Genomic DNA, 25,066 nt, shown 5'->3' on the forward strand with positions numbered 1-25,066 from the left:
TCAAGACCGTCCTCCGGCAAGGAGAGCCCTATGCGCAGCGTCGCAGTACCGGAGGTTGGCGGGATCATGTCCTTGCCATCACCGGTTGCAGAAATATTTTGTAATTCGCCGCTTCTTTGCTACGCTTATCAGGTCTTAATTCTGTAATGGCTGCGTTTTTTTGGCAGCGCGTATTTTATTGTAGTTCGTTTGACGGGGTAATTTGTGAAAAGGTTCCCGGAAGAATTCATTGACGACAAGGGTGTGCGCACGGACTGGGTTGACCTGCGCGACCAGCGGTATTTGCCCAACCTGTCGGTGTTGCGATCCTCCGTGTCGATGGATCCCCACCTGATGCGCGCCCTCGATGACGAGGAAGCAGCCAAGGTCATCGGCATTGCCGGGCAATCGTATGCGCAGCCGATTTTCGACGTGCGCAACCAGGGTGTCAGCGGGCGCTGCGTGGGATTTGCGCTGGCCAATCTGGTGGACATCCAGCGCAACCTGCAAAGAGTGCGCGAGGAAACGCCGCTGCCAATCGACCCCGAGGCGGAAAAGTCCAAGACCCCGGCGCAGAAAAAGAAGGAAGCGGCAGAGGCCGAGAAGAAAGCCCGGCAGGACAGGCTGGCCAGGCGCCAGGACATCGTCAGCGCAGACATGCTCTACCGGATGGCCTTTTTCCACGACCGTTACCCGGATCTGGAAGATCCCAATATCCTGCACAAGGACGGGGTGCGTACGCTGCGATCCGCCATCAAGGGGTTTTATCACCACGGGGTTTGCCTGGATTGGCCGGAAACGATCGCGCCGCTAGAGACCGACCGCTGGCAAAGCGTGTGTTATTCGGGGATCACGTCGGCAAATGAGCCGAATTTCCCGACCGTCGATCAGGCGAAAAGCGCGCGCAGGATCGGGCTGGGGGCCTATTTCCGCCTGTCTTCGGTGCTCAATCATTTTCACGCCGCCCTGAACGATGTCGAGGCCATTCTGGTCAGCGCCAACATCCATGACGGCTGGCGCGAGGCCACCCCGCAGAACGGCGGTGTCATCACCTGGCCGCCCAAGAAGGGCAAGATCGGCACCCATGCCTTTGTGCTGGTCGGGTATAATCAGGACGGCTTTCTGGTGCTGAATTCCTGGGGCCCGGAGTGGGGCGGGTATAACGGTCAGCTTGGCATCGCGCTCTGGTCCTACAAGGATTGGGCGCAGAACGTGGTCGACAGCTGGGTATTGCGGCTTGGCGTGCCGGCGCCCGAAGCCTTTGGCGCGTCGATCGGAGAAAAGGGTACGAAAGGGCTTACGGGTCCGGTTCAGGTGGGGTCGATGCCCTGTTCTGAACTGGTTGGGCATTACATGCATCTGGATGACGGGTTTCACGTTGTCACCGGCTCCTATCCCACGTTCGAGAACAGCTGGTGCAAGACGCGAGAGTATCTCGAAGGGCATATCGACCGGAACGCCAGCGTCGGCAAGGACGAGACCAAGTACCGGGGGATTCTGGTCTGGATCCCCGGCAGTTTCGAGGGGATAAAGCCCGCTTTTGCCGCTGCCGTGCAGCGCAAGAACCTGATCAAGAATCTGGGCCTTTATCCCTATACGATCTTCTGGTGCAACAGCTTCGTCGAGAAGTCGATGGAGGTCTTGAACGTCATCTTCGACAGCTGCAAGGAGCAGGCGGGATCGGATGCCGAACATCTGAACGAGCTGATCGAGGGCCGTGTGCGCGGTGTCGGCCGGGCCTTTTGGCGGGATATCGAGATCGGCGCACGCCGAACCCTGCGCGGCACGGGCGAGTTGCCATTCGAACCTGACGATCAGGGTGATCTCGACCGTATCGAAAAGGGCTTCATCGCGCGCTTTCTGGCGGACCTGATGGAGCTTAAGCACAAGACCAAATGCGAAATCCACATCGTTGCCCAGGGCGCGGGTGCGCTCGTGGTTCACGAGATGCTGGCGCTGCTCAAGGATGATGCCGAGTATCTGAAAGAGCTAGAGAAGAGAAAGAAATGCACCTGCGGCCTGGTGAAGAAGGACAAGAAAAACAAGGATGACGAGGTCGAGGACGAACCGCAGTTCAAGGGCCGCAAGGCCGAGGATTTCATCGACACGCTGCACCTGATCCACCCGGCTATCGGGTTGCCGCGTGCACAAAAGTGCCTGTTGCCCTTCATCAACAAGGTGAACGGCAAGATCAATGGCGATCACCGCGCCGCCAGCCGGGCGGCCACGCCCGTTGTCCGGCCGCTGATAAGGTCTTCGGCGCCGCGGCGGGCCCGCATCTACATCCCCGACAAGAAACTCGAGGAACGCATCTGTTTCGGCATCTACGGCAAGTCGATCCTGCATCTGGTGTCGCGCTCGTTCGAGGACCGCTATGCCAAACCGCCCTGCGACGATTCCCGGGACATCCCCGTGTTCCGGGATGTCCGGAAGTTTCTGGGAATGGCCAGCATCATTGATCCCCCCAAGGAGGCAAAGAAGGGCAAGAAAGGGGCAAAAAAGAAGACCCAGAAGCCGGAAGACAGACCGTTTGATGCGCATGGTGCGGTGTATCGGCTGAATCGTGTTGCGTCGCAAAAGCACGAAATGGATCGCGTGCCACAGGATGTCCTGAGCCAGGATCCGACGATCACCGAAGAAATATTCGACTGTATCCTTAACCGAAGAAAATAGGAATTTGTCCAGACAGGGAGTTGAAGATGCCGAAGATTACCGTTGAAGAACTGATGTCGAAAATGGCCGATCTTGGGGCCGATGAAAGTGAACTGTCGGAATATTTCATCCTAGACGAGGAAAATTCCGCGCCATTTGCGCCCAGGTTCAAACTGAACCCGGCGACCGTGAAAATCCCGCGCGGGGCGGATGCGGCGCAGCGCTCGGCGGCGGTGATGAATTCGGCCAACTGGTTTGCCCGGATGCACCGCGAAGGCCGGTTTCGCAAGATCCTGGACCTGGGCTATGACGGGCCGATCATCGTGTCGGAAGGCGATAGCTGGTTCCAGTACCCGCTGCGCCTGAAGGACACGATCGACCACCTGATGGACAGCTACGCGATCTATTCTCTGGGGGCCGCGGGCGATCTGCTGAAGCGGATGGCGGACAAGCAGGAATATGTCTCGGCCCTGCGCAATACCGGCGCGGAAATCCTGCTCTTGTCCGGGGGCGGTAATGACCTGGTGGCGGGCGGTGCGCTGGCCTCGCATCTCGAGGCGTTTCACCCTGACCTGGCGCCCGCGGATTACCTCTTGCCGTCGTTCCAGCGGCTGTTGGATGACGCGCTCAGCCAATATGGGCGGATGTTCCGGCAGGTGCATGACCTGTTCCCGCATGTCAGCATCCTGTGCCACGGCTACGATTACCCGGTGCCCAACAAGGACCGCTGGCTGGGCAAGCCGATGGAATCGCGCGGCATCCGTGACAAGGGTCTGCAGAAGGCCATCGCCGCCTGCATGATGGACCAGTTCAACCGCCGTCTGCGGCGGCAGGCGCAGGCGATGCCGCATGTCACCTATATCGACTGCCGCGGTGTGGTGGGGGATCATCGCTGGTTCGATGGGCTGCACCCCACGAATGAGGGATACGGCGATGTCGCCAAGAAATTCGCCCGTGAAATCAGCCGTATCGCCAATGCGCGCAGCGGCCCGCCGGTGATTATCGGTGGCCCGTTCGGATCGGCAAGCCAGCTGTCACGTGCCATGCAGTCGCCGCCGGTGATTGCCGGGGGGCGGGCCAAGGGCATGTCGCTGCATGTCGGGCTCAACCTTGTCGACCCGGATCAATATGGCGGCTGGGACGGCGAGTTGAAGGCCTGCGAGGCGGATGCCTATGCCATGCAGACCATCGCAGAATCCGAAGGGTTCAAGCCCGAGATCCTGCTGACGGGCGACGCGACGCGCAAGAACGTGGTGGCGGAAATCGAACGTGCCGCCAGCGAGTTGAATGCCGGCGACATGTTCCTGTTCACGGTCTCGGGTCATGGTGGCCGTCTGCCCGATTTCAATCAGGACGAGGATCACGACGATGACAGTCAGCGCATGGACGAGACCCTTTGTCTTTATGATCTGCAGATAGCCGATGACGAGATCTACATGCTCTGGACCAAGTTCCAGCCCGGCGTGCGGGTGTTGATGGTGCCGGATACCTGCCATTCGGGCTCGATGGCCCGGTTCGGTCCTGCGGTGCCAATGAACCTGTTCGGGCGCGAGGTCGACATGGGGCCGACCGTGCGGGCCATGCCGCTGCATGTCGAAGAGGCCGCCTGGCGCGCCAATGAGGAGATTTACCGCGAAACGTCGAAATCCTACGCCGCGCTCAAGGAAAGCGTGATGACCTCGCCGCTGTCCACGCCGATCCGGGCATCGGTTCTGAACCTCGGGGCGTGCATGGACGAGCAGTTCGCCATGGACGGCCCGCAGAACGGCGCGTTCACTGGCGCGCTGCTGCGGGTCTGGGACAATGGCCGGTTCAATGGCGACTATCGCCAGTTCCGTGACCGGATCGACGCCACGATCAACAGCAACAGCCAGACGCCGCAGCTGTTCGACCGGCTCATCAGCGATCCGGATTTCGTCGGCCACCGCCCGTTTACCCTGCAGCCAACCGGCGGCTCGTGCACCGGGTTCGGACCGTCGGGCGGCGGGGGCAGCGCGGTGGTCGCGCAGCATAACCGCGGGTCAGATGAGGACGATGGCGGCGAAGGAGACGAGCGCGACATGCTGTCCGGCGCAGAGCTCGATGCCATTTTCGCATCCAAGGCGCATGGCGCGGGTGTCCGCAGCGGTTCCGCGGCGCTCAACTGGCCGGACTACGCGGATTTCGATGCGTTCATCACCTCGCTCGGGCTCAAGAACTTCTCGACCGATGAGTTTCTGATCCTGGGCGGCGGGCACAATACGCCGGGTGGTCCATGCGCGGGCAAGAACACCTATCCGCCCCGCAATGTCTGGACCAATATCGCCAAGACGGCACAGGTCGTCGATCACTTGCGGGATCGACTGGGTAAGCCGATCGCGATCACCAACGCCTATCGCTCGCCCGCCTACAACGCCTGTATCGGCGGCGCGACAGCCAGCCAGCATGTGCAGTTCCGGGCGCTTGATTTCACGGTCTCGGGCATGGCGGCGCCGGATGTGGCGCAGGCCTTGCGGTATCTTCGCGACGAAGAAGAGTTCTTCAAGGGCGGTGTCGGGCGGTATAACGGGTTTACCCATGTCGATACCCGCGGCCATAACGCCACCTGGCCGCCGGCCTTCAAGAATGCGCCCGGGCCTGCGTCGTCACCGCTGTTGCCGCGCGCCCCGCGCGACATGACCGAACGCATGGCGGTTCTCAATGCCATCACCCTTGCAGAGCCGCGCAAGACTCGTGGGGCCAAGCTTGACGCATCCGCCTTTGCCGAGCCGGCCAGCCGGTCAGGCGACACGTTCAATCCGCATTCGGATATCGGCAGCCACCAGCAATCGCTGCAGGCGGCGGTCAGCGCCTCGAGCGTGATATCGTTTGTCGAAAACCTGACACCCGGACAGAAGGAGGATGTCCTGCTGTCCACGCTTTTTGCCCAGCGGGCGGCGGATGCCAAGGCCGATCCGGTCAAGCAGCGCGAGGCGTGGTACGCCGTTTACATGGACATTCTCAGCCTGCTGGGCTGGGCAAGGGAATCACAGCCGTTCGAATCCAGCCACAAGATGCAGGGCAGCGGCAGTTTCGATCAGGTGATCCTGGCGACGCTGGCGCAGGTTGCCAGCGGCAACCAGTTCAAGATCGTCGAAAGCGCGATCGAGGCCTTGCGCGGGCTCGCCGACGGAGATGGCAAGATCAAGCTCTTCGATTTCGAAACCTCGTCCACCAAGGGCGGCAATTTCCAGATCGGCAGCGCCGAGGCGGCTGGCGACGTCATCAGCATGGCCCTGGGGGCGTTCAATTTCACCTACAAGGACCGCAAGCAGAACATCCTCTTTGTCTCATGGGGCAAGAACGAACTGGAATACTGGCTGTCGGCGCAGAAAATGGCGTTGAGCCCGACGATCTATCGGGATGTGCGGGAACTGGTAAAGACCAAGCTGGCCGATACCCGCAAGACCCTTATCGCCGATATTGATATCGGCTGACCGGTTTGGCCAGGGGCCCCGGGGCCAGCCGGTGGCCCCGGGCCTTCTTGCCGGTTTCCCTGTGCCGCATCGTGCGAAAAACTGGCCAAGGCTGGCCGCCGGCGCGCGGGAAAACTGTTGAAAGTTTTAACAGCCCCCGATTTTAAAACGAATTCTCAAAGCTCTCGCCGTACCACCTCGGACCATAACAGTTCTGGAGTGTACGAATGCGATTTCTGATCCCGGCTGCGATTGCATTGTTGACCGCCTCTGCCGAGCTTCGGGCGGAAACAAGGTCATTGACGATAGCGACAGGCGATTACGCCCCCTTTACCGGGCGCGACATCGCCGGTGACGGTATCGTGAACCAGACTGTCCGGCAGATCGCCGCACGGGCGGGGTTTGATGTCGAATTTGCGTATATGCCCTGGAAACGTACCCTGGAAATGACGCGCCGGGGTGAATTCGATGGCACTTCGTACTGGTATTACGACGCCGGGCGCGAAAGCGATTTCTTTCACGTCGGGCCCGTGATCGAGGATGAGCAGGTCTTTTTCGCCATTGCCGGCTCCGATATCGCGGATTTCCAGACGCTGGAGGAGCTTTCCGGTCTGCGCATCGGCGTGGTGACGGGCTATACCTATTCCCCGGAGTTCTGGAACTTGGCGGAAAGCGGTGTTCTGACCGTGTCGGAGGCGCAGACGGACGAGGCTAATCTGCGCAAGCTTCTGGCCGGGCGCATTGATGTTTTCCCGATCAGCGAGATCGTGGGGCGGCACATCATCGCCACCAGCTTCCCGGCTGAAGAACGGGGGGAATTTGTCGTGGTTGGCGATCCGCTGATTGCCTCCCACGGGTATCTGCTTGTGCCGCGCAGCCGGCCGGGTGCCGCCGGAATAGCCGAGGCATTGCAGGTGGCAGCCGATAGCCTTCAGGCAGAGAACGCCAAACAGTAATATGGCATCCGGTTCAGCGCGCGACATGGCTATCACGGGACGGGCCCCCAGGCCGCTCAGCAAGGTCTTGCTGAAGATCACGCTGTTGCTGACGCTCGTCCTGGGCATGATCGCCGCGCTGACACAGCTTGCGGTCGACCTCAGACAGGAAAAAGACGCGGTCGAGGCATCGGCCGACGCCTTTCTGGACAGTATCGTGCCCTCGGCATCTTCGGCGGTTTTCAATTTTCATGATGCGGCGGCCGAGCAGGTGATCGAGGGGCTGTTCATGCAGCGCGCCATCCGCCAGGTGCGTATCTTCAATGGCCCCGACCTGATGACCGAGCGTGAGCGGGTACTGGAATCGACCCTGCCAACCTTCGCGCCGATGTCGTCCAGCGATGAGAAGGAACTGACCAGGGAATTGCATAACCCCGAAGCCAGCGAAAATGAGGTGATCGGCCGGATCACGGTGGTGGTTGATCGTTCCATCGTCCCGCCGGCAATCGTTAACCGGATGGTGTCCTATTTTCTGCTTGCGACCATCAAGAACCTGTTGTTTGGCGTCGCCCTGGTGGCGCTGGTCTATGCCGCCCTGGCGCGCCACATCATCCAGATCGCCGAGGCGGCGGCAGGCTGGCGGCCGGGCGCGGGGGTGATCACCACGCCGGCACCGCCCGGCTTTCTGCGCGGCACCGAGATCGAGATGCTGGGATCGCGGATCGAAGCGATGTCAGGCAATGCCGAATCTGCGATCAATACGCTGGAAAACTCCACCCGCGAGGTCAGAAAAAGCAATTCAGAGCTTAACCAGCGGTCGACCTTGTTGTCAGAGGCAGTCAGGGCCCGGACCGAGGAACTGAACGCCGCCAACCGCGCCCTCAAACGGCAGGCGGATTTCGATGCGCTGACGGGGCTCTACAACCGGCGCGCATTCGACCGGCTGTCGCAACGTTTCGTCAAGGATGCCACGGCGACGGGCTCGTCGGTGGCGCTGCTCATGATCGATGTCGATCAGTTCAAACCGTTCAACGACCACTACGGGCACCAGGCCGGTGACGAGTGCCTGAAACGGATCGCGGTGGCCCTGGGCGCCCTGTCCGACGGGCAGGACATCCTGGTCGCGCGCTATGGTGGCGAAGAATTTGTGTGCATGACCCGCGACGGGGGCCGGGGTGCCGGCGAACAGCTTGCCATGGCGGCGCATCGGGCAATCGCCTCGCTCGCGATCCCGCATGACCGCTCCGGTGTCAGCGATATCGTTACCGCCAGCATCGGGCTGGCCTGGGAGAGATGCGTGCCGTCAACCTCGCTCGAAGCGCTTCTGGGGGCGGCGGATGAGGCGCTCTACGAGGCCAAGCACAAGGGCCGCAACCGAACTGTTCTGTCCAGCGAGAACATTCAGGAACGCGTAAGGAAGCGCCGCGAGGCGGTGAGCGACCTGCTCCAGGCGGTGGAAGAGCGGCAGTTCGAGCCGTTCTTTCAGTCCCAGGTGAACGCAAGGACCGGCCGAATCGTCGGCATGGAGGCATTGGCCAGGTGGCGCAAACCGGGTGGCGAGATCCTGGGCCCGCGGGAATTCATGCCGGTGGCCGAGGACAACGACCTGGTCCGGATGATCGACGGCATAATCTTTGACAAATGCGCGCAGTTTCTCCGCGATGCCGCGGCCGATGGGGTGACGGTGCCGGGCCTTTCCATAAACCTGTCCGAGGATCATCTGCGGGATGACGGGCTGATTGACCGGCTGCAGGCACTGCGTGAGGGAATCGAAACGCCGGTGGCCGTCGAGCTTCTGGAGACGACAACGCTCGACAAGCCCTCGCGCGAGCTTTCCTGGACCATCGATGCCATCCGGGAATTGGGGTTGGATATCGAGATTGATGATTTCGGCACCGGCAGGACATCCATCGTAAGCCTGATGACGCTGCGCCCCTCACGCCTGAAAGTCGCCCGTGAACTGGTGATGGCGGCCCTCCAACAGGACCGGAACGAAAAACTGCTGTCCTGTGTTCTGGAAATTGGCAACACGCTGGGCATCAGCGTTGTGGCGGAAGGGGTCGAGACCGAGGAGCAGCGGAAACTGCTGTTGGACCTGGGATGCAGTACCCATCAGGGGTTTCTCTATGCCCGCCCCGTGCCGGCCGCGGAACAGCTGGCGCTGCTGGCTGCACGCAGGCCGGGGAAACGGGCGTCGTGATCTCACGGGATAGTGGGGCCGGAGATGGCCGCACCGCAACGTGACAGGTGTGATCGCCATGCGCCGGAGGCGCTGCGGTAGTGTTTCCGCGCCCGGTGCACCGTTGGCGCCCTGTCGGAGAGCCCGCAGCAGGATCAGCCTGACCCAAAAACAAACCCGCCAGACCTGGGGTCTGGCGGGCCGTTTCATACGTGATCTTCGGCTATGCCGTTATTCGCGATTGCCGAGCAATTGCAGCAGGAACATGAACATGTTGATGAAGTCCAGGTAGAGGTTCAACGCGCCCATGATCGCGGCCTTGCCCAGCCATTCCGTGTCACCGCTGTGGGCATGCGCCACATAGGTGCTCTTGATGTTCTGCGTGTCATACGCCGTCAGGCCGGCAAAGATCAGCACGCCCAGGATCGAGATCGCAAAGGCCAGACCGGGCATCGGCCAGATCAGGTTGACGATCATCGCCACGATCAGGCCGATCACGCCCATGATCAGGAAGCTGCCCCAGCCCGAGATATCTTTCTTGGTGGTGTAGCCCCAAAGCGACAGGCCCGCGAAGGCGATGGAGGTGATCAGGAACACCTGCACGATCGAAAACCCGGTGAACACCAGAAAGATCGAGCTGATCGAGATACCCATCACCATGGCAAAGACGTAGAACACGACCTGTGCTGTCGCCGCCGACATGCGGTTGATCCCGGCGCTGAAGCCGAACACGAAGAGCAGCGGTGCGAACATCACCAGCCATTTCAGCGGCGAGGTGTAAAGCGCGACCCCGAGACCGGTCAGAAACTTGTCCGTGCCGATCTGGTAGGCATTCGGCACATCGGTTACCGCCAGCCCCGAAAGCGCCCAGGCAGCGGCAAACGTGATCAACATGCCCACGGACATCGTGCCGTAGACCTTGTTCATGTGGGCGCGCAGGCCTTCATCAATCGCGGCGGTGCGCGTGCCTGCGACGCCCCGGATTGTGTCAAATTCAGCCATCTAATCCTCCGATTTTGAAACTGGCGGGTCACAACGCGGACCCTTTGCCGTCAATATCGGTCAGCAAACCATCATTTTCAAGGGTTTACTGAGGCGGAAACGGACTATTTCAGCGCCCTGTTCCGCTTTATTTTTCGGGCCGATCCCAAAACCACCGCCGCGATTCGGCAATGGCCTCTTCGCGGGTGATTCCCAGATCATCGAGTGCCGCATCATCCAGCCTGGCCAGTGCGCGGCGCTGCCGATAGAGCGCCAGGGCGTCCAGAAGAGACCCGCGCCGGTCGGAAACCGGGCGGCAGCTGTGATGTGTCGTGGACAGGTATGCCATGGTTTTTCCTTTCGTTTTGGTGATGGTTCTGCATCAATGCATTTCCAATGTTGATCTTTTGCCAGAAGTCGTGCCATATTGAAAACGAATGTTTATGACGTCTACCATCAAGGAGTGTGATATATGCGCAATCTCGACCTAACCACGCTCAGATCCTTCGTGGCGGTATCGGATCACGGCGGTGTCACCCGTGCGGCCACGGCGCTGAACCTGACGCAATCGGCCGTGTCGATGCAGCTCAAGCGGCTCGAAGAGATGCTGGGGCTGGACCTTCTGGACCGCAGCAACCGCAAGATCGCCCTCACGCCTTCGGGCGAGCAGTTGCTGGGCTATGCCCGCCGTCTCGTCGAGACGAATGACGAGATCGTGGGCCGCTTGACCGACCAGGTATGGGAAGGCGAAATTACCTTCGGCGTGCCGCATGACATCATCTATCCCACCATTCCAAGGGTACTGAAGCAGTTCAACGCCGCGTTTCCCCGGGTAAAGGTCAACCTGAACTCGTCCTATTCCACGGCGCTGATCGCGTCTTATGGCAGCGGCGATGTCGACCTGATTCTGACCACGGAAACGATCGTGGGGCCGGGCGGGGAAACCCTGACGGAGATGCCGCTGAGATGGTATGGCGCGGTGGGCGGCACGGCCTGGAAACAACGCCCGCTGCGGCTGGCCAACTGCCGCAACTGCCTTTTCCGCCCGGGCGCGATCAAACTGCTGGAAGAGGCTGAGATCGACTGGGAAAATGCCATCGATTCGGATTCAGATGGTGCGATCATGGCGACGGTCAGTGCAGATCTGGCGGTCACCGCGATTCTGGAGGGCAGCGCGCCGGGTCATCTGGAATTGGTTCCAACGGCGGCCAACCTGCCCGAGCTGGGGACGCAAAAGATCAATCTATATGGCGGCAGGACGCCGCGAAACGAACTGGTCGAGCAATTGGCGATCATGCTGCGGAACGGTTTCTGCGCCAGTGATATGGCGGCGGTCAATCAATCCTGACGACGACCTTGCCGGTTGATTTGCGGCTGCGCAGCAATTCCAGCGCATCGGCCGCCTGCGCAAGCGGCAAGGTGTGGCTGACATGCGGTTTCAGCCGTCCTTCGCGGTACCAGTTCAGCAACGTCGCCATGCTTTGCGTCACCACCTCGGGCCGGAATTTCAGGTATCCGCCCCAATAGAGGCCGATCACGCTGATGTTCTTGACCAGCAAGTGGTTGGCGGGGATTTGCGGCACCTCTCCGCTGGCGAAACCGATGGGCAAAATCCGTGCACCGGGATTGCTGGCGCGGAAGGCGGCCTTGAATTGCTCGCCGCCGACGGGATCATAGGTCACGTCGACCCCGCCCAGCGATTTGCAGACCTCGCGGATATCCTCGGTCTGGGCGTCGATCAGGTGATCTGCGCCGGCCGCGCGCGCAACATCGAGCTTTTCTGAACCCCGGGCGCAGGCGATCACCCGGGCGCCCATCAGCTTGCCGATTTCGACGGCGGTCAATCCGACCCCTCCGGCGGCGCCCAGCACCAACAGGGTCTCGCCCGGTTGCAGACGCGCCTTGTAATCTAGCGCGACATGGCTTGTGCCATAGGCGATCTGAAAGGCGGCGGCGTCCACGAATGACATCTGCGCAGGCAATTCAACCGCGCGATCCGCCGGGAAACACCCATATTCCGCCAGGCCGCCCTGACCGCCGAACACCGCAACCCGGCTTCCGACCGGGGGGGCATCCGTTTCGGGGCCGATGGCGTCCACCGTGCCGGCTACTTCCATGCCGAGCGTGAAGGGCGGTTGGGGCGTGTCCTGATATTTTCCCTCAGTCATCAGAAGATCGGCAAAGTTCAACCCGCAAGCCCCGATTTTCACCCGGATTTCACCCTTGGACGGCTCCGGCACGGCGGCTTCCGCCAGGGCAGGGGGCATTTCAAAGGAAGTGATCTGATAAGCGCGCATCCGGGCCTCTTGAGCGGGGGGAAATGATCTGGCGTGAGTGCGGGCCTAGACGAAACCGGCCGATATTGTCAAACATCGCGGGGCCTTACGCGGGCCTAGTCTAAAGTATAGGTGCAAGCGTAGATTGTTTCTCGTTTGGGTAGGTCACGTTTTCGTATAGCAAAATTTCTTGTAATTTAACGCTACAATGGTACCTTTGCGGCGCGCTACAGGGATGCGTGGCGTAATGAATGGTAAATATTAACCCCGCCGTGCCCGGAATATCGGGTTTCGGATGTTTGGGGCAGTAAAGGAAGGAAATACCCATGCCGCACCCCGTAGACGTACATGTTGGTAAGCGCATTCGTCATCGTCGCTGGCTTGTCGGAATGACACAGCAACAACTCGCGGAAAGTGTTGGAATCAAGTTCCAGCAGATACAAAAATACGAAACCGGCGCCAATCGCGTCAGCGCATCTCGGCTTTGGGATATTGCCGATGCACTGGATGTCGAGGTCAGCTTTTTCTTCGAAGGTCTCGATAGCGACACTGCCGAGCGTGACGAAGGAAGTGCGGTTCCGGCCGATCTTCTCGGCGACAAGGAGGCACTGGATCTGGTTCGGTCCTACTATGCTATCCCCGAAAACCAGCGCCGCCGGCTGTTTGATCTGGCACGGGTCCTCAGCGACGTCGCTTGAGGCGAGGTGAAAATCTGGCTACTCATTCTGCGACACGTAGCATGAGGGCCGGGTGATCCATGGACAAAGAAAACATCGTCGCCACCGCGCACGCGGTGGCGGATGCCGCCCGGGAGGCGGTATTGCCGTTCTTCCGTTCCAAAGACCTTTCGGCTGACAACAAGGCCGGGATGGGGTTTGACCCCGTGACCGAGGGCGATCGCGCCACGGAACGCGCCATGCGGGATGTTCTGGCCCGATTGCGCCCGAAGGACGGCATCCTGGGTGAAGAATACGGCAGCCAGAGCGGCGAGAGCGGCCTGACCTGGGTGCTGGACCCGATCGACGGAACCCGCGGCTTTATGTCGGGCACGCCCACATGGGGCGTCCTGATCGCGGTCTCCGACGAAAATGGGCCGATCTACGGGATTGTCGATCAGCCCTATATCAGCGAACGTTTCGAAGGCGGGCTGGGCCGGTCGCGCGTGGTCGGTCCCCAGGGTGAACGCGTGCTGCGGGCGCGCGGTGACTGCGCGCTTGATGATGCCGTGCTCTATACCACCTTTCCCGAGGTCGGGACCACCGATGAAGGGGCGGCATTCAGGGAGGTGGCCTCGCGCGTCAAGCTGACGCGCTACGGGATGGATTGCTATGCCTACGCGCTGATCGCGGCCGGGCAGATTGACCTGGTGATCGAAGCCGGGCTGCAGATTTACGATATTCAGGCGCCATTGGCCGTGGTCGAGGCCGCGGGGGGGATCGTGACCGATTGGCAGGGTGGTCCGGCGCATCAGGGTGGTCGTGTTCTGGCCGCTGCGGGGCGGCAGCAGCATGAGGCGGCGCTGGAGATTCTCTCGCGGATCGCTTGATCGCGGGGGCCTACCGAGGCTAATCTGGGGCTGACCGCGGTTCTTGCCCCTTTCCGCCGCGCATTTCACATCTGTCCGAGGGGGTCGGCGCGGAAGTGAAGAGGCCATTCCAATGGAAGAAGTACTTATTCGGGGCGCAAGCCATATCCTGACCATGGATGATGACCGCAGCGAATTGCGCGATGCGGATATTCGTATCGGCGACGGCGTGATACGGGAAATAGGTCGGAACCTGGAGACAACCGGGCAGGTGGTGCAAGCACGGGGCTGCGTGGTGACACCCGGGCTTGTGAACACGCATCACCATCTTTACCAGACGCTGACCCGCGCGGTTCCCGGCGGACAGGATGCGCTTCTTTTCGGCTGGCTGCGGACCCTCTATCCGATCTGGGCGCGTTTCGGTCCCGAAGAAATGCGGATTTCCGCCACGATCGGGCTGGCTGAACTGGCGCTGTCGGGCTGCTCGCTCAGCTCGGATCACCTCTACCTGTTTCCGAACGGCGCCCGGCTGGACGACACGATCGAGGCCGCAGTTGAGATCGGGTTGCGGTTTCATCCGACCCGAGGCGCGATGAGCATCGGCGAAAGCGATGGCGGTCTGCCGCCTGACGTGCTGGTCGAGCAGGAACCGGCGATCCTTGAAGACTGCATTCGCGTGATCGACCGCTTTCACGATCCCGCGGAGGGATCGATGTGCCGTGTCGGTGTGGCGCCGTGTTCGCCCTTTTCGGTCAGTCGCGAACTGATGCGCGATGCGGCTTTGCTGGCGCGTGACAAGGGGGTGATGATGCACACCCATCTGGCCGAAAACGACGAAGACATCACCTATTCCGAGGAAAATTTCGGCTGCAGGCCCGGCCAGTATGCCGAAGACCTGGGGTGGACCGGGGATGACGTGTGGCATGCGCATTGCGTGAAGTTGGATACGCATGAGATTGATTTATTTTCAAAAAGCCGAACCGGCGTGGCGCATTGCCCCTGTTCGAACTGCCGGCTTGGTTCGGGCATCGCACCGGTGCGGCAAATGCGTGATGCGGGGGTGCCGGTGGGTTTGGGGGTCGATGGGTCGGCCAGTAACGATACCGGCAATCTGATGCTCGAGGCGCGCCAGGCGATGCTGCTGCAGCGCGTGGCCCGGGGGGCGGATGCGATGAGTGCGCGCGAGGCGCTGGAAATCGCCACCCGCGGCGGGGCGGATGTTCTGGGCCGTCCCGATTGCGGCCGGCTGGCGCCCGGCAAACGCGCGGATATCGCGCTGTGGGATGCGGGCGGCGTGGACAGCGCCGGCAGTTGGGATCCGGCGGCGCTGCTGCTGGCCGGGCCCAGCAAGGTGCGCGATCTCTTCGTCGAGGGGCGACAGGTGGTCCGGGACGGATATGTCATCACGATCGACCTGCCAGCGAAAATCGCGCAGCAGAACAAGCTGGTAGAGCGGCTGGCCCGGGGCTGAGGCGCACGCGGGCGCGAAACTCTGCTGACAATTTGAATCGTTGGCCTCTTGTTAAGGATGCGGTGCGATGATGCCATCGCATCAATGGAGTGGCCCATGCACGGATTGATCAACAGATCGGTCGAACGATTCGTTCACGACACCTATGGCGAAGAGACCTGGGCAGAAGTCATGCGACGTCTGGATCTGGGCTTTGCCGAGTTTGAGCCGATGTTGACCTATGATGATGAGCTGACGGTCAAGCTGCTGGACGCGCTGGCAGAAGTATTGGACCGGCCGGACACGGATATCCTTGAGGATATCGGGACTTATCTCGTTTCTCATCCCAGTTTCGAGGCGCTGCGCCGCCTGATGCGTTTCGGCGGTGTGACCTTTGTCGATTTCCTGCATTCGGTGGACGATCTGCCGGAGCGCGCGCGCCTTGCCGTCGCCGATCTGAACCTGCCGGAGATGGAGCTGCGTGAAATCACCGCGGAATACCTGTGCCTGACGGTGCATTCCCAAAAGGCGGCAATGCCGGGCTTCGGCCATGTGGCAATGGGTCTGTTGCGGGCGATGGCCGATGATTATGGCGCGCTCGTGTTCATGGAGGTCAAGGACAGCAAGGGCAGACGTGAAACGGTCGAAATCAGGCTGCTGGAAACCGCGTTTGCCTCGGGCCGCGAATTTGAGCTGGGGGCGCGTGCGGTATGAGCGACAAGGAAAAATTTGCCGATATCGGCCGGGTGCTGGACCTGTTATGCCCGATGCACGCCGTTCTGGATGCCACGGGGCATATCGTTCATGCCGGTGCAACCACCCATAAACTGCACCCGTCCGGTGATGTGACCGGGAGGCGGTTTCTCGAGATTTTCGAGATGAAGCGGCCCCGCAGCGCCGTGTCCATGCGGGAATTGATGGCCATGGCCGGGGGCAAGCTGCACCTGCAGTTGCGGCCAAATCCGCGCACCGACCTCAAGGGCATCCTCGTCCCGTTGGGTGACAGGCCGGTATTCGGCCCGGCAGGAGGGGCCATCGTGAACCTGTCATTCGGTATCTCGGTTCTGGACGCGGTGAATGATTTTTCGCTGACCAATGCCGATTTTGCGGCCACCGACCTTGCCATCGAAATGCTCTACCTGGTCGAGGCGAAATCCGCCGCGATGGAGGCGTCGCGCAAGCTGAACCTGCGTTTGCAGGGCGCAAAAGTTGCCGCCGAAGAACAGGCCTTTACCGATACGCTGACCGGGCTCAGGAATCGCCGCGCGATGGACCATATCCTGAACCGGATGATCGATACGAGGCGGGATTTCGCCCTGATGAACCTGGACCTGGATTATTTCAAGAACGTGAATGACAGTCTGGGTCACGCCGCGGGGGATCATGTGCTGCAGACCGTGGCGCATGTGATGGTCAGCGAGACACGGAGCGAAGATGTCATCATCAGAACCGGCGGCGATGAATTTGTCCTGATCTTCTTGAGCATGACGACCAGCGACAAGGTCTCGGCGGTGGCCGAGCGCCTGATCGAACGCCTGGAAGAACCGATCATGTTCGGCGACAAGGAATGCCGGATATCGGCCAGCATCGGCGTCACGCTAGGCAGCACTTACGAAGCGCCGGATTTCGACCAGCTTCTGGACGATGCCGATGTTGCGCTTTATGCCGCGAAACGGCGCGGTCGTGGTCAGCATGTTCTCTATGATCCCTCGCTGCGGGCTTCCGCACAAAGCGAAGTTGTCTACATGCCCGAACGCCGCCGCGGCTGAGCAAGCCCGAATGCGGGCCCTGGCGGCGTAGATTTCGAGATTGTGAACGGTCAAGCGCTGGTCATCTGCTCGACAAGCCATTGATGGCGCGATAGCTGTGGGGGATGACGCACAGAAACACCGCGGATCAATGATTGTATTCTTAAGACTCCTATCTGTCCTGACGCTGCTGGCATTCGGTCATGCCGCATCAGCGCGGTCAGACGGTCCGGCACCGGGAACGCCGCAGCAGATCAGTGCGCTTGCCGCTCAGATTCAGTCGCTCGGCCGCGACGTGGACCCCGAAGAGGCATTGCGCGCGGCACGCGTGACCTATGAATACACGTATCAGTTGGCGCAGGAATATCAGATCACCGACGGGCCGCTGATCCATAACACCAAGGTCAACATGGGAACGCGTCCGCGCGGGCTGTGCTGGCATTGGGCGCAGGATATAGAAGCCCGCCTGAAGGCCGAGAATTTCGCGACGCTTGAGTTGCATCGCGCGGTTGCCAATTCATTCAATCTGCGGCTGGAACACAGCACCGCGGTCATCAGCCGCAAGGGCGATGATTTCCAGCAGGGCATCGTCCTTGACCCCTGGCGCAAGGGGGGCGTGCTGTTCTGGTCGCCCACGCTGGAAGACAGGCGATACACCTGGATGCTGCGCGAAGACGTGTTCAAGCGCAAGCGCGCCGAAAGACTTCGGCGCCGGTCAACCGCGGGCAACAAACGGTCAGGGCAGCTTCAGAACGGGCACAAATAGCCGCTGCCGCTGGCGGTTACCTGCCCTTCCAGACGGGATCGCGTTTTTCCGCAAATGCCCGCGCGCCCTCCTGCTGATCCTCTGACGCGTAGAGCGTATCGACGCTGCTGAATTGCCGCCGGGTGATCCGGTTCATGGCATCCTGAAAGCTCATGGCCTCGGCCTCGCGCACGATCTCCTTGATCGCGGCGTAGACCAGTGGCGGACCCGACGCGAGGTGATCGGCGAGCGCGCGCGCCTCGTCCATCAGTGTCGGGCCCGGATGGATCCGGTTGATCATGCCCCAGCGGGCGGCTTCTTCGGCATCGAGCCATCGACCGGTCAGCAACATTTCCATCGCGATATGATAGGGGATGCGCTTGGGCAGTTTGACCGAGGCCGCATCCGCCACCGTGCCTGATCGGATCTCGGGCAGGGCAAAGCTGGCGTGATCCGCGGCCAGGATGATATCGGCCGACAGCGCCAGTTCCAGCCCGCCGCCGCAGCAGATGCCGTTGACCGCGGCGATGATGGGTTTGTTCATCGCCCGCATTTCCTGAATGCCGCCAAAGCCGCCAACGCCGTAGTCGCTGTCGACGGCTTCGCCATCCGCTGCCGCCTTCAGATCCCAGCCCGGGCAGAAGAACTTGTCGCCGCCGCCGGTGATGATCGCCACGCGCAGTTCCGGATCGTCGCGAAACGCCTGAAATACTTCACCCATGATCCGGCTGGTTTTCAGGTCGATCGCGTTGGCTTTGGGGCGGTCCAGCGTCACCTCCAGCACGGCGCCGCGGCGTTCGGTCTTGATGGGGTTCTCTGTCACGTTTCGTCTCCGATCCTGATCAGGGCATCTGCGGCAACCGCGCGGGCGGGCGTGCAGATCAGCGGGTTAATTTCGACCTCGTCCAGATGGGCGGCATGTGCCGTTACATAGGCTTGCACGCCAAGTACCGCGCTGACAATCGAGGGTATGTCTGCCGGCGGCTTTCCCCGGTACCCGCGCAGCAGCGGGGCGATGCGCAGGGAAAGCAGCGCCTTGGTGATCTCCGTCCGGGTGACGGGCAACAAAAGGGACGCGCTGTCCTGCATGATCTCCGTCAACGTGCCACCCGCCGCCAGCGTCAGGACAAAACCATGCGCCGGGTCGCGGATGACCCCGATCAGTAGTTCGGCAACGCCACCTTCGATCATCTCTTCGATCAGAAAACACTCGGCAGGCATCGTCGCCGCGGCCGCGATAACCGCCTTTTCGCTGTCCAGTCCAAGCGCCACGCCGCCTGCCTCGGTCTTGTGGGGGAGCCCCTCGGCTTTCAGCACGACGGGTAGTGGCAAATTGCGCAACGCCTCAGGCAGCATGTCACGGGATGACGCCCGGTTGGCGCGGGGCAGTTCGACACCATGTTCGCTCAGCGCTGCCTTCGCATCGGCCTCGTGCAGAAGGGTGGGGGTGCGGACGTCGCCGGGGATCAGCAGGGGCGCGGGCAGGGTTCGGACCTGGCCCGCCACCGCCGCGGCCTCGATCGCGGCCAGCGCATCATCAAGCCCATGCAGCGGGATCAGGCCGGCGCGGGTGATGCGCGCTGCGGTCTCTTCGGGCAAGGCCTCGGGCAGGGTCGAGATGATCGCCAGGGGTTTTCTGGCCCTGCGGCTGGCTTCGGCCGCCGCGGCGATGGTGCAGTCCCACGCGCCGGCATCGCAGCGGTCGGTGCGCGGGTAATCGACAATCAGGCAACCCAGGGCAATGTCACCCGACAGGGCCGCCGCGAAAACCTCTGCCATCTGATCGACATGGTTCCAGACAAACGTGTGGTAATCCAGTGGGTTCGCCAGCGCGACCATCGGGCCAAGCGCCGCGCGCAAGCCGGTCTTCTGCGTGCCGGTCAGCGGGGGGAACTGCACGTCGCGACCCAGGGCGCTGTCGGCGATCAGGCTGGCCTCGCCCCCGGAGCAGGACATCGACACGACCCGAGAGGATGGCAGTGGTCCGGCAAAATGCAGCAGTTTCAGCGCCTCCAGCAGGGCGGTCAGGCTGTCCACCTGCGCGATGCCAAGCCGTGCCAGCAGCGCTCGTGCGCCGGCGTCGCTGCCTGCCAGCGATGCGGTATGCGACACCGCCGCCGCGCGCGCCTGCTCCGATTTCCCGGCTTTGAGGGCAACCAGGGGCTTGTTCAGGCGGTGTGCCTCCTGTGCCAGAGCCTCGAAGGCGCGCAGATCGCCCACCCCCTCGATATGCAGCCCAAGAGCGGTGACGCGCGGATCCGCCAGCAAACCGCGGCCGATCTCGGCAAGGCCGATCTGCGCCTGGTTCCCGGCGGTAACCATATAAGCCAGGGGCAGCCCGCGCGCCTGCATGGTCAGGTTGATCGCCATATTCGAGCTTTGGGTCAGGATCGCGACACCGCCGTCACAGCGCACCCCGCCATGCTGATCGGGCCAAAGCAGCGCACCATCAAGGTAATTGATGAAGCCATAACAGTTGGGTCCGATGATCGGCATGTCACCGGCGGCGTCAAGCAACGCGTCCTGCAAGGTGTCGCCATCGCCGGTTTCGGCCTGGGTTTCGCGAAACCCGCTGGCAAAACACACCGCGCCCCCGGCGCCCATTTCGCTCAGGTGGTGGACGGCCTCGATCGTGAGGTGGCGGTTGACGCCGATGAAAACGGCGTCCGGAATGCCCGGCAACTCTGCCAGCGACGGGATTGTCGCGATGCCGCCCATCGTCTCGCGGGTGGGATGCACCGGCCAGATCGGCCCCTGGAACCCCATCTTGTGACATTGTTCGATGACAGAGGCGCACCAGGCGCCGCCGCCGACCACCGCGATGGAGGCCGGACGCAGAAGGCGCGACAGATCGTGCACCTTCTCGTCGTTTCGCGGCGGCGGGGTGGTCTTCATGCGCCCAGGGGCCGCAACAACTCGCGGCTGATGATGTGGCGCTGGATCTCGCTTGTGCCGTCCCAGATCCGTTCCACCCGCGCGTCCCGCCAGAACCGTTCGATCGGGAAATCATCCATCAGCCCCATGCCGCCATAGATCTGCAGGGTCGCATCCGTCACCCGCGCCAGCATTTCACTGGCGTAAAGCTTGGCCGAGGCGATCTCGCGGTTGGCCGGCAGGCCCTGATCCAGACGCCATGCGGCCGAGAGCGTCAGCCAGTCTGCGGCGTCGATTTCGGTGATCATGTCGGCGATCTGGAAACCGACCCCCTGAAACCTGCCGATGGGTTGTCCGAACTGCTCGCGCTCGGCCGCATAGCTGAGCGCCATGTCAAAACAGCGCCGGGCGCGGCCGACGGACATGGTGGCGACGGTGATGCGGGTGGCGTAGAGCCATTCGTTCATCACTGCAAAGCCGCCATCCACCTCACCCAGGACCTGGGCATCGGGCAGGCGGCAATCGTCGAATTCAAGGATGCAGTTCTTGTACCCCTTGTGACTGACCGAGTTGTAGCCATCGCGGATGGTAAAGCCCGGGGTGCCGCGATCGACCAGGAAGGTGGTGATACGTTTCTTGGGGCCGCGCGGTGTGTCATCTTCGCCGGTGGCCACGAAAACAATAATGAAATCAGCGCGATCCGCGCCAGAGATGAAGTGCTTGGTGCCGTTCAACACCCAATCACCGCCATCGCGGCGGGCGCTGCATTTCATCCCCCGCACATCCGACCCGGCGCCGGGTTCCGTCATTGCCAGCGCGTCCATCCGCTCGCCCCGCACCGCCGGCAGCAGGTAGCGTTCGCGCTGTTCGCCTTCGCAGGCCATCAGGATGTTCTGCGGCCGTCCAAAGAAATGGTTGAGCGCCATCGACCCGCGGCCCAGTTCCCGCTCGACCAGGGCAAATTCCAGGTGGCTCAACCCGGCGCCGCCAACCTCTTCGGGGAAGTTGCAGGCGTAGAATCCCAGGTCGATGGTTTTCTGTTTGATCCGTTCGGCCACGTCCGCAGGCACCGCGCCGGTGCGCTCGACTTCGGCTTCGTGGGGATAGATCTCGTTCTCGACAAAGCTGCGCACGGTCGAGACGATCATCTCCTGTTCTTCGGTCAGTCCGAATTGCATCTCAGCTCTCCTTGTGCAGGGCGGCCAGCGCCTCGACCTTCTGCCGCACGTGGTCGGCGGGCTCGCAGGTGCGGCGGGTTTCCAGGCTGACATGCAGCATGAACTGGTCGCAGGTCGCCAGCAATTCCCCGTCGCTTGCGCGCTTCATCTCGTGAAAGCAGCGCAGTTTCTTGCCTTCGCCCTGGGTAATACGCGTATGTACCTCGATGGCCTCGCCGGCATGGGTTTCCATCAGGTATTTGACCGTCGTTTCAACGGTGAAATAGCTGAGGCCCCCGGCGATATAATCATCATCCGCGCCGACATGGGCCATGATTTCCTCGGCCGCGTCGGAAAACAGCTGCCCGTAGCGGCCCTCGTTCATGTGCCCGTTCACATCGGTCCAGTCTACCGGCACGGTGCGGCGCATCGACACGATCGGGTTGGCGTCGGTCAGGGCGGGGCGCAGTGTCTTCTGGTGGGTCTTGATCAGGCGGCCCGCCGCGTTGCCCTGCTGTTTCAGGGCCCGCATCATCGCGATCAGGTTGTTGTCACGCTTGCGTTCCAGCGCGCGGATCGACAGATGGCCGGATTGGTCGTCAGACTGCCCGGCGATCAGGTCGACAAGCTCGTCGGTGAACTCGGGCACGTCCATCAGCTTGGTCCAGGGCCATTTCAGCGCCGGACCGAACTGCGCCATGAAATGCTTCATGCCGGCTTCGCCGCCCGCCACGCGATAGGTCTCGAACAGGCCCATCTGCGCCCAGCGGATGCCAAAGCCATAGCGGATCGCGTTGTCGATCTCCTCGGTCGTGGCGATACCGTCCTTGACCAGCCACAGCGCCTCGCGCCAGACCGCCTCGAGGAAACGGTCGGCGATATGCGCGTCGATTTCCTTCCGGACCTGAAGCGGGTAAAGGCCAAGGCTGGTCAGTATTTCCTTTGTTTTTTCAATTTCTTCCGCGGTGTTCTTGTCGCTTGGCACGACCTCGATCAGGGGCAGCAGATAGACCGGGTTGAACGGGTGCGTCACAAGGATCTGCCGGGGGCGTACGGCACCTTGCTGAAGCTCGCTGGGCTTGAAGCCCGACGTTGACGAACCAATTACAGCATCAGGTGAGCAATGATCCTGAAGTGATTGATAAACCTTGTGTTTCACCTCCAGTCTTTCCGGCACGCTTTCCTGGATCCACTCGGCACCATCGACCGCCTCTGCCAGCGTTTCGTGGAAGCTCAGCCGGCCCTCGGCGGGCAGCGCATAGTCATAGAGCATGGGCAGCGCGTGGCGCGCGTTACCCATGACTTCGCTGATCTTGCGCTCGGCCTCGGGGTCGGGGTCATAGACCCGCACATCCCACCCGTTCAGCAGGAACCGCGCGGCCCATCCGCCGCCGATCACCCCGCCGCCAATAATCGCTGCCGTTCTGGTCATCAGTTGATGCTCTCCGTATGTCCGTCGACGGCCAGGATCTGGCCGCTGATTTTGCTTGCGGCGGGCGAGGCGAGAAACAGCGCCATATCCGCCAGGTCGTCCGCGTCTACCCATGTCCTGAGCGAGGTGCAGGCGACATAGGACGCGCGCAATTCTTCGACCGGCGTGCCCGTGGCGGCGCTTTCATTCGCCAGCACCCGTTCCATCCGGTCCCCTTCAACCGCGCCGGGGCAGATGCAGTTCACCCGCACACCGGCCGGGCCCAGTTCCATCGCCAGCGTCTTGGTCAGCCCGACGATGCCCCATTTCGCCGCCGCATAGGGGGAACGCAGCGGATACCCGAACAGCCCCGCCGTGGAAGAGGTGAGGATGATCGATCCAGAGCCTTGCGCCCGCATCCGTGCCGCCGCCCAACGGCAGGTCAGGAAGGCACCAAAGAGGTTCACGCCCACGCAATTGCGCCAGGCGTCATATTCCAGATCCTCGATCCGGCCTGCCGGACCGCCGGTGCCCGCATTGGCGCAAACCACATCGACCCCGCCCCAGGCCTTGTCGACCTGGCCAAAAAATGCCGCAATCTGCGCTTCATCGGTTACATCCGCCGGGCAGGCGATGACGCCGGGCAGTTCTGTCTGGACGCGGGCAATCGCCTCGGCGTCCGCATCGCACAATGCCACCCGGTCGCCCTCGGCCGTAAAACGCTTTGCCAGCCCCAGACCGATACCCGATGCGCCCGCGGTGATCAGGACGCGGCGGTTCATCCCCGCGGGGCCCGCTTGGTCAACCGCAGTTTCTTGCGGACCTCCTCTGGCCCGATGACGCGGGCGCCAAGGCGTTCGATGATTTCCTTCGCGCGCTCGACCAATTGCCAGTTCTCCGCCAGAACGCCGCGGTCCAGCATCAGGTTGTCCTCCAGCCCGACGCGGACATTGCCGCCCGCCAGCACCGAAGCCGCGACATAAGCCATCTGGTCGCGGCCCAGCGAGAAGGCGGACCAATTCCAGTCGGCCGGCACGTTGTTTACCATCGCCATGAAGGTGTTGAGGTCATTCGGCGCGCCCCAGGGCACCCCCATGCAGAGCTGCACCAGCGCGTCGGCCTCCAGAACGCCATCGGCAACCAGCTGCTTGGCGTACCACAGGTGGCCGGTATCGAATGCCTCGATCTCGGGTTTCACGCCCAGGTCGGTCATCATCTTGCCCATGGCGGTCAGCATGCCGGGCGTGTTGGTCATGACGTAATCGGCCTCGGCAAAGTTCATCGTGCCGCAATCCAGCGTGCAGATCTCCGGCAGGCATTCTGCGACATGGGCCACGCGTTCGGTCGCGCCGGCCATGTCGGTTCCGGCATCGTTGACGGGCAGGGGCGCCTCGGCACTGCCAAAGACGATATCGCCGCCCATCCCGGCGGTCAGGTTCAGGACGACATCGACATTGGCGCCGCGAATCCGGTCGGTCACTTCGCGGAACATCTTGGGGTCGCGCGACGGCGCGCCGGTTTCGGGATCGCGCACGTGGCAATGCACCACCGCCGCGCCTGCCTTGGCCGCGGCAATCGCGTTTTCGGCGATCTGTTGCGGCGAGCGCGGCACATGCGGGCTGCGGTCCTGGGTCGAACCCGAGCCGGTCACGGCGCAGGTGATGAAAACCTCTCGGTTCATGGCAAGCGGCATCTGAGTCTCCGTCATGGAATTTTTGCA

The 25,066-nt window shown here is 62.0% G+C and carries 20 protein-coding genes; 11 read left to right on the forward strand and 9 right to left on the reverse strand.

What is annotated here, in order from left to right; all coding sequences use genetic code 11:
* Positions 1-204: 204 nt before the first annotated feature.
* The 4 genes from AAFO92_RS16925 (at position 205) to AAFO92_RS16940 (ending at position 9,200) form a co-directional block, all read left to right on the forward strand.
* On the forward strand, positions 205-2,652 hold the full coding sequence (locus tag AAFO92_RS16925; RefSeq protein WP_347537087.1) for a C1 family peptidase: 2,448 nt from the start codon (positions 205-207) through the stop codon (positions 2,650-2,652).
* A 26-nt stretch (positions 2,653-2,678) separates the two neighbouring features.
* Positions 2,679-6,086 carry a D-Ala-D-Ala carboxypeptidase family metallohydrolase gene (locus AAFO92_RS16930; RefSeq protein WP_347537089.1) on the forward strand — a complete coding sequence of 1,136 codons (3,408 nt, stop codon included), beginning with the start codon at positions 2,679-2,681 and terminating at the stop codon, positions 6,084-6,086.
* A gap of 206 nt (positions 6,087-6,292) precedes the next feature.
* The gene (locus AAFO92_RS16935) at positions 6,293-7,021 is read left to right on the forward strand and encodes a transporter substrate-binding domain-containing protein (protein WP_347537091.1); all 729 of its coding nucleotides are present in this window, start codon (positions 6,293-6,295) and stop codon (positions 7,019-7,021) included.
* Positions 7,022-7,046: 25 nt separating this feature from the next.
* Positions 7,047-9,200 (forward strand): bifunctional diguanylate cyclase/phosphodiesterase, encoded by a 2,154-nt coding sequence (locus tag AAFO92_RS16940; protein WP_347537093.1) that lies wholly within the window; start codon positions 7,047-7,049, stop codon positions 9,198-9,200.
* Positions 9,201-9,410: 210 nt separating this feature from the next.
* Here AAFO92_RS16940 and AAFO92_RS16945 read toward each other — a convergent pair whose 3' ends face one another.
* Positions 9,411-10,181, reverse strand: a complete 771-nt coding sequence (locus AAFO92_RS16945; protein ID WP_347537095.1) for a Bax inhibitor-1/YccA family protein — start codon at positions 10,179-10,181, stop codon at positions 9,411-9,413.
* A 127-nt stretch (positions 10,182-10,308) separates the two neighbouring features.
* Positions 10,309-10,509, reverse strand: a complete 201-nt coding sequence (locus AAFO92_RS16950) for a DUF1127 domain-containing protein (protein ID WP_347537097.1) — start codon at positions 10,507-10,509, stop codon at positions 10,309-10,311.
* A gap of 123 nt (positions 10,510-10,632) precedes the next feature.
* On the opposite strand from AAFO92_RS16950, the gene AAFO92_RS16955 reads away from it, so the two are divergent.
* A complete protein-coding gene (locus tag AAFO92_RS16955) occupies positions 10,633-11,508 on the forward strand; it encodes a LysR family transcriptional regulator (RefSeq protein ID WP_347537099.1) in 876 nt (291 codons plus the stop codon).
* Here AAFO92_RS16955 and AAFO92_RS16960 read toward each other — a convergent pair.
* Complete coding sequence (locus AAFO92_RS16960; protein WP_347537101.1) at positions 11,495-12,457, reverse strand: NADPH:quinone oxidoreductase family protein; 963 nt, start codon at positions 12,455-12,457, stop codon at positions 11,495-11,497. The genes AAFO92_RS16955 and AAFO92_RS16960 overlap by 14 nt on opposite strands.
* 305 nt (positions 12,458-12,762) lie before the next feature.
* Between AAFO92_RS16960 and AAFO92_RS16965 the strand changes: the two genes are divergently transcribed.
* The 6 genes from AAFO92_RS16965 to AAFO92_RS16990 all read left to right on the forward strand — a co-directional run bounded on the left by AAFO92_RS16965 (position 12,763) and on the right by AAFO92_RS16990 (position 17,925).
* Positions 12,763-13,134 carry a helix-turn-helix transcriptional regulator gene (locus tag AAFO92_RS16965; RefSeq protein ID WP_347537103.1) on the forward strand — a complete coding sequence of 124 codons (372 nt, stop codon included), beginning with the start codon at positions 12,763-12,765 and terminating at the stop codon, positions 13,132-13,134.
* A 59-nt stretch (positions 13,135-13,193) separates the two neighbouring features.
* The gene (locus tag AAFO92_RS16970) at positions 13,194-13,982 is read left to right on the forward strand and encodes an inositol monophosphatase family protein (RefSeq protein ID WP_347537104.1); all 789 of its coding nucleotides are present in this window, start codon (positions 13,194-13,196) and stop codon (positions 13,980-13,982) included.
* A gap of 112 nt (positions 13,983-14,094) precedes the next feature.
* Positions 14,095-15,432: an 8-oxoguanine deaminase gene (locus AAFO92_RS16975; RefSeq protein ID WP_347537106.1), complete on the forward strand. Its 1,338-nt coding sequence runs from the start codon at positions 14,095-14,097 to the stop codon at positions 15,430-15,432.
* 96 nt (positions 15,433-15,528) lie between these two features.
* A complete protein-coding gene (locus tag AAFO92_RS16980; protein ID WP_347537108.1) occupies positions 15,529-16,125 on the forward strand; it encodes a heme NO-binding domain-containing protein in 597 nt (198 codons plus the stop codon).
* Entirely contained in the window at positions 16,122-17,180 is a 1,059-nt protein-coding gene (locus AAFO92_RS16985) for a GGDEF domain-containing protein (RefSeq protein WP_347537109.1), read from the forward strand. The genes AAFO92_RS16980 and AAFO92_RS16985 overlap by 4 nt, the downstream gene beginning before the upstream one ends.
* A 130-nt stretch (positions 17,181-17,310) precedes the next feature.
* Positions 17,311-17,925 carry a hypothetical protein gene (locus AAFO92_RS16990; protein ID WP_347537111.1) on the forward strand — a complete coding sequence of 205 codons (615 nt, stop codon included), beginning with the start codon at positions 17,311-17,313 and terminating at the stop codon, positions 17,923-17,925.
* 16 nt (positions 17,926-17,941) lie between these two features.
* Here the strand turns inward: AAFO92_RS16990 and AAFO92_RS16995 are convergent, their stop codons facing one another.
* Genes AAFO92_RS16995 through AAFO92_RS17020 form a run of 6 tightly spaced genes read right to left on the reverse strand, consistent with a single transcriptional unit; the run spans position 17,942 to position 25,039 of the window.
* On the reverse strand, positions 17,942-18,727 hold the full coding sequence (locus AAFO92_RS16995; RefSeq protein ID WP_347537113.1) for a carnitinyl-CoA dehydratase: 786 nt from the start codon (positions 18,725-18,727) through the stop codon (positions 17,942-17,944).
* The gene (locus tag AAFO92_RS17000) at positions 18,724-20,799 is read right to left on the reverse strand and encodes an acetate--CoA ligase family protein (protein ID WP_347537115.1); all 2,076 of its coding nucleotides are present in this window, start codon (positions 20,797-20,799) and stop codon (positions 18,724-18,726) included. Before AAFO92_RS17000 ends, AAFO92_RS16995 begins: the two co-directional genes overlap by 4 nt.
* A complete protein-coding gene (locus AAFO92_RS17005) occupies positions 20,796-21,956 on the reverse strand; it encodes an acyl-CoA dehydrogenase family protein (RefSeq protein ID WP_347537117.1) in 1,161 nt (386 codons plus the stop codon). The genes AAFO92_RS17000 and AAFO92_RS17005 overlap by 4 nt, the downstream gene beginning before the upstream one ends.
* 1 nt (position 21,957) lies before the next feature.
* Positions 21,958-23,367, reverse strand: a complete 1,410-nt coding sequence (locus tag AAFO92_RS17010; protein WP_347537119.1) for a carnitine 3-dehydrogenase — start codon at positions 23,365-23,367, stop codon at positions 21,958-21,960.
* A complete protein-coding gene (locus AAFO92_RS17015; RefSeq protein WP_347537121.1) occupies positions 23,367-24,128 on the reverse strand; it encodes an SDR family oxidoreductase in 762 nt (253 codons plus the stop codon). The genes AAFO92_RS17010 and AAFO92_RS17015 overlap by 1 nt, the downstream gene beginning before the upstream one ends.
* Positions 24,125-25,039: a 3-keto-5-aminohexanoate cleavage protein gene (locus AAFO92_RS17020; protein ID WP_347537123.1), complete on the reverse strand. Its 915-nt coding sequence runs from the start codon at positions 25,037-25,039 to the stop codon at positions 24,125-24,127. Before AAFO92_RS17020 ends, AAFO92_RS17015 begins: the two co-directional genes overlap by 4 nt.
* Between the last annotated feature and the right edge of the window lie 27 nt (positions 25,040-25,066).

The organism is Roseovarius sp. CAU 1744, assembly GCF_039839345.1.
Taxonomy (GTDB): domain Bacteria; phylum Pseudomonadota; class Alphaproteobacteria; order Rhodobacterales; family Rhodobacteraceae; genus Roseovarius.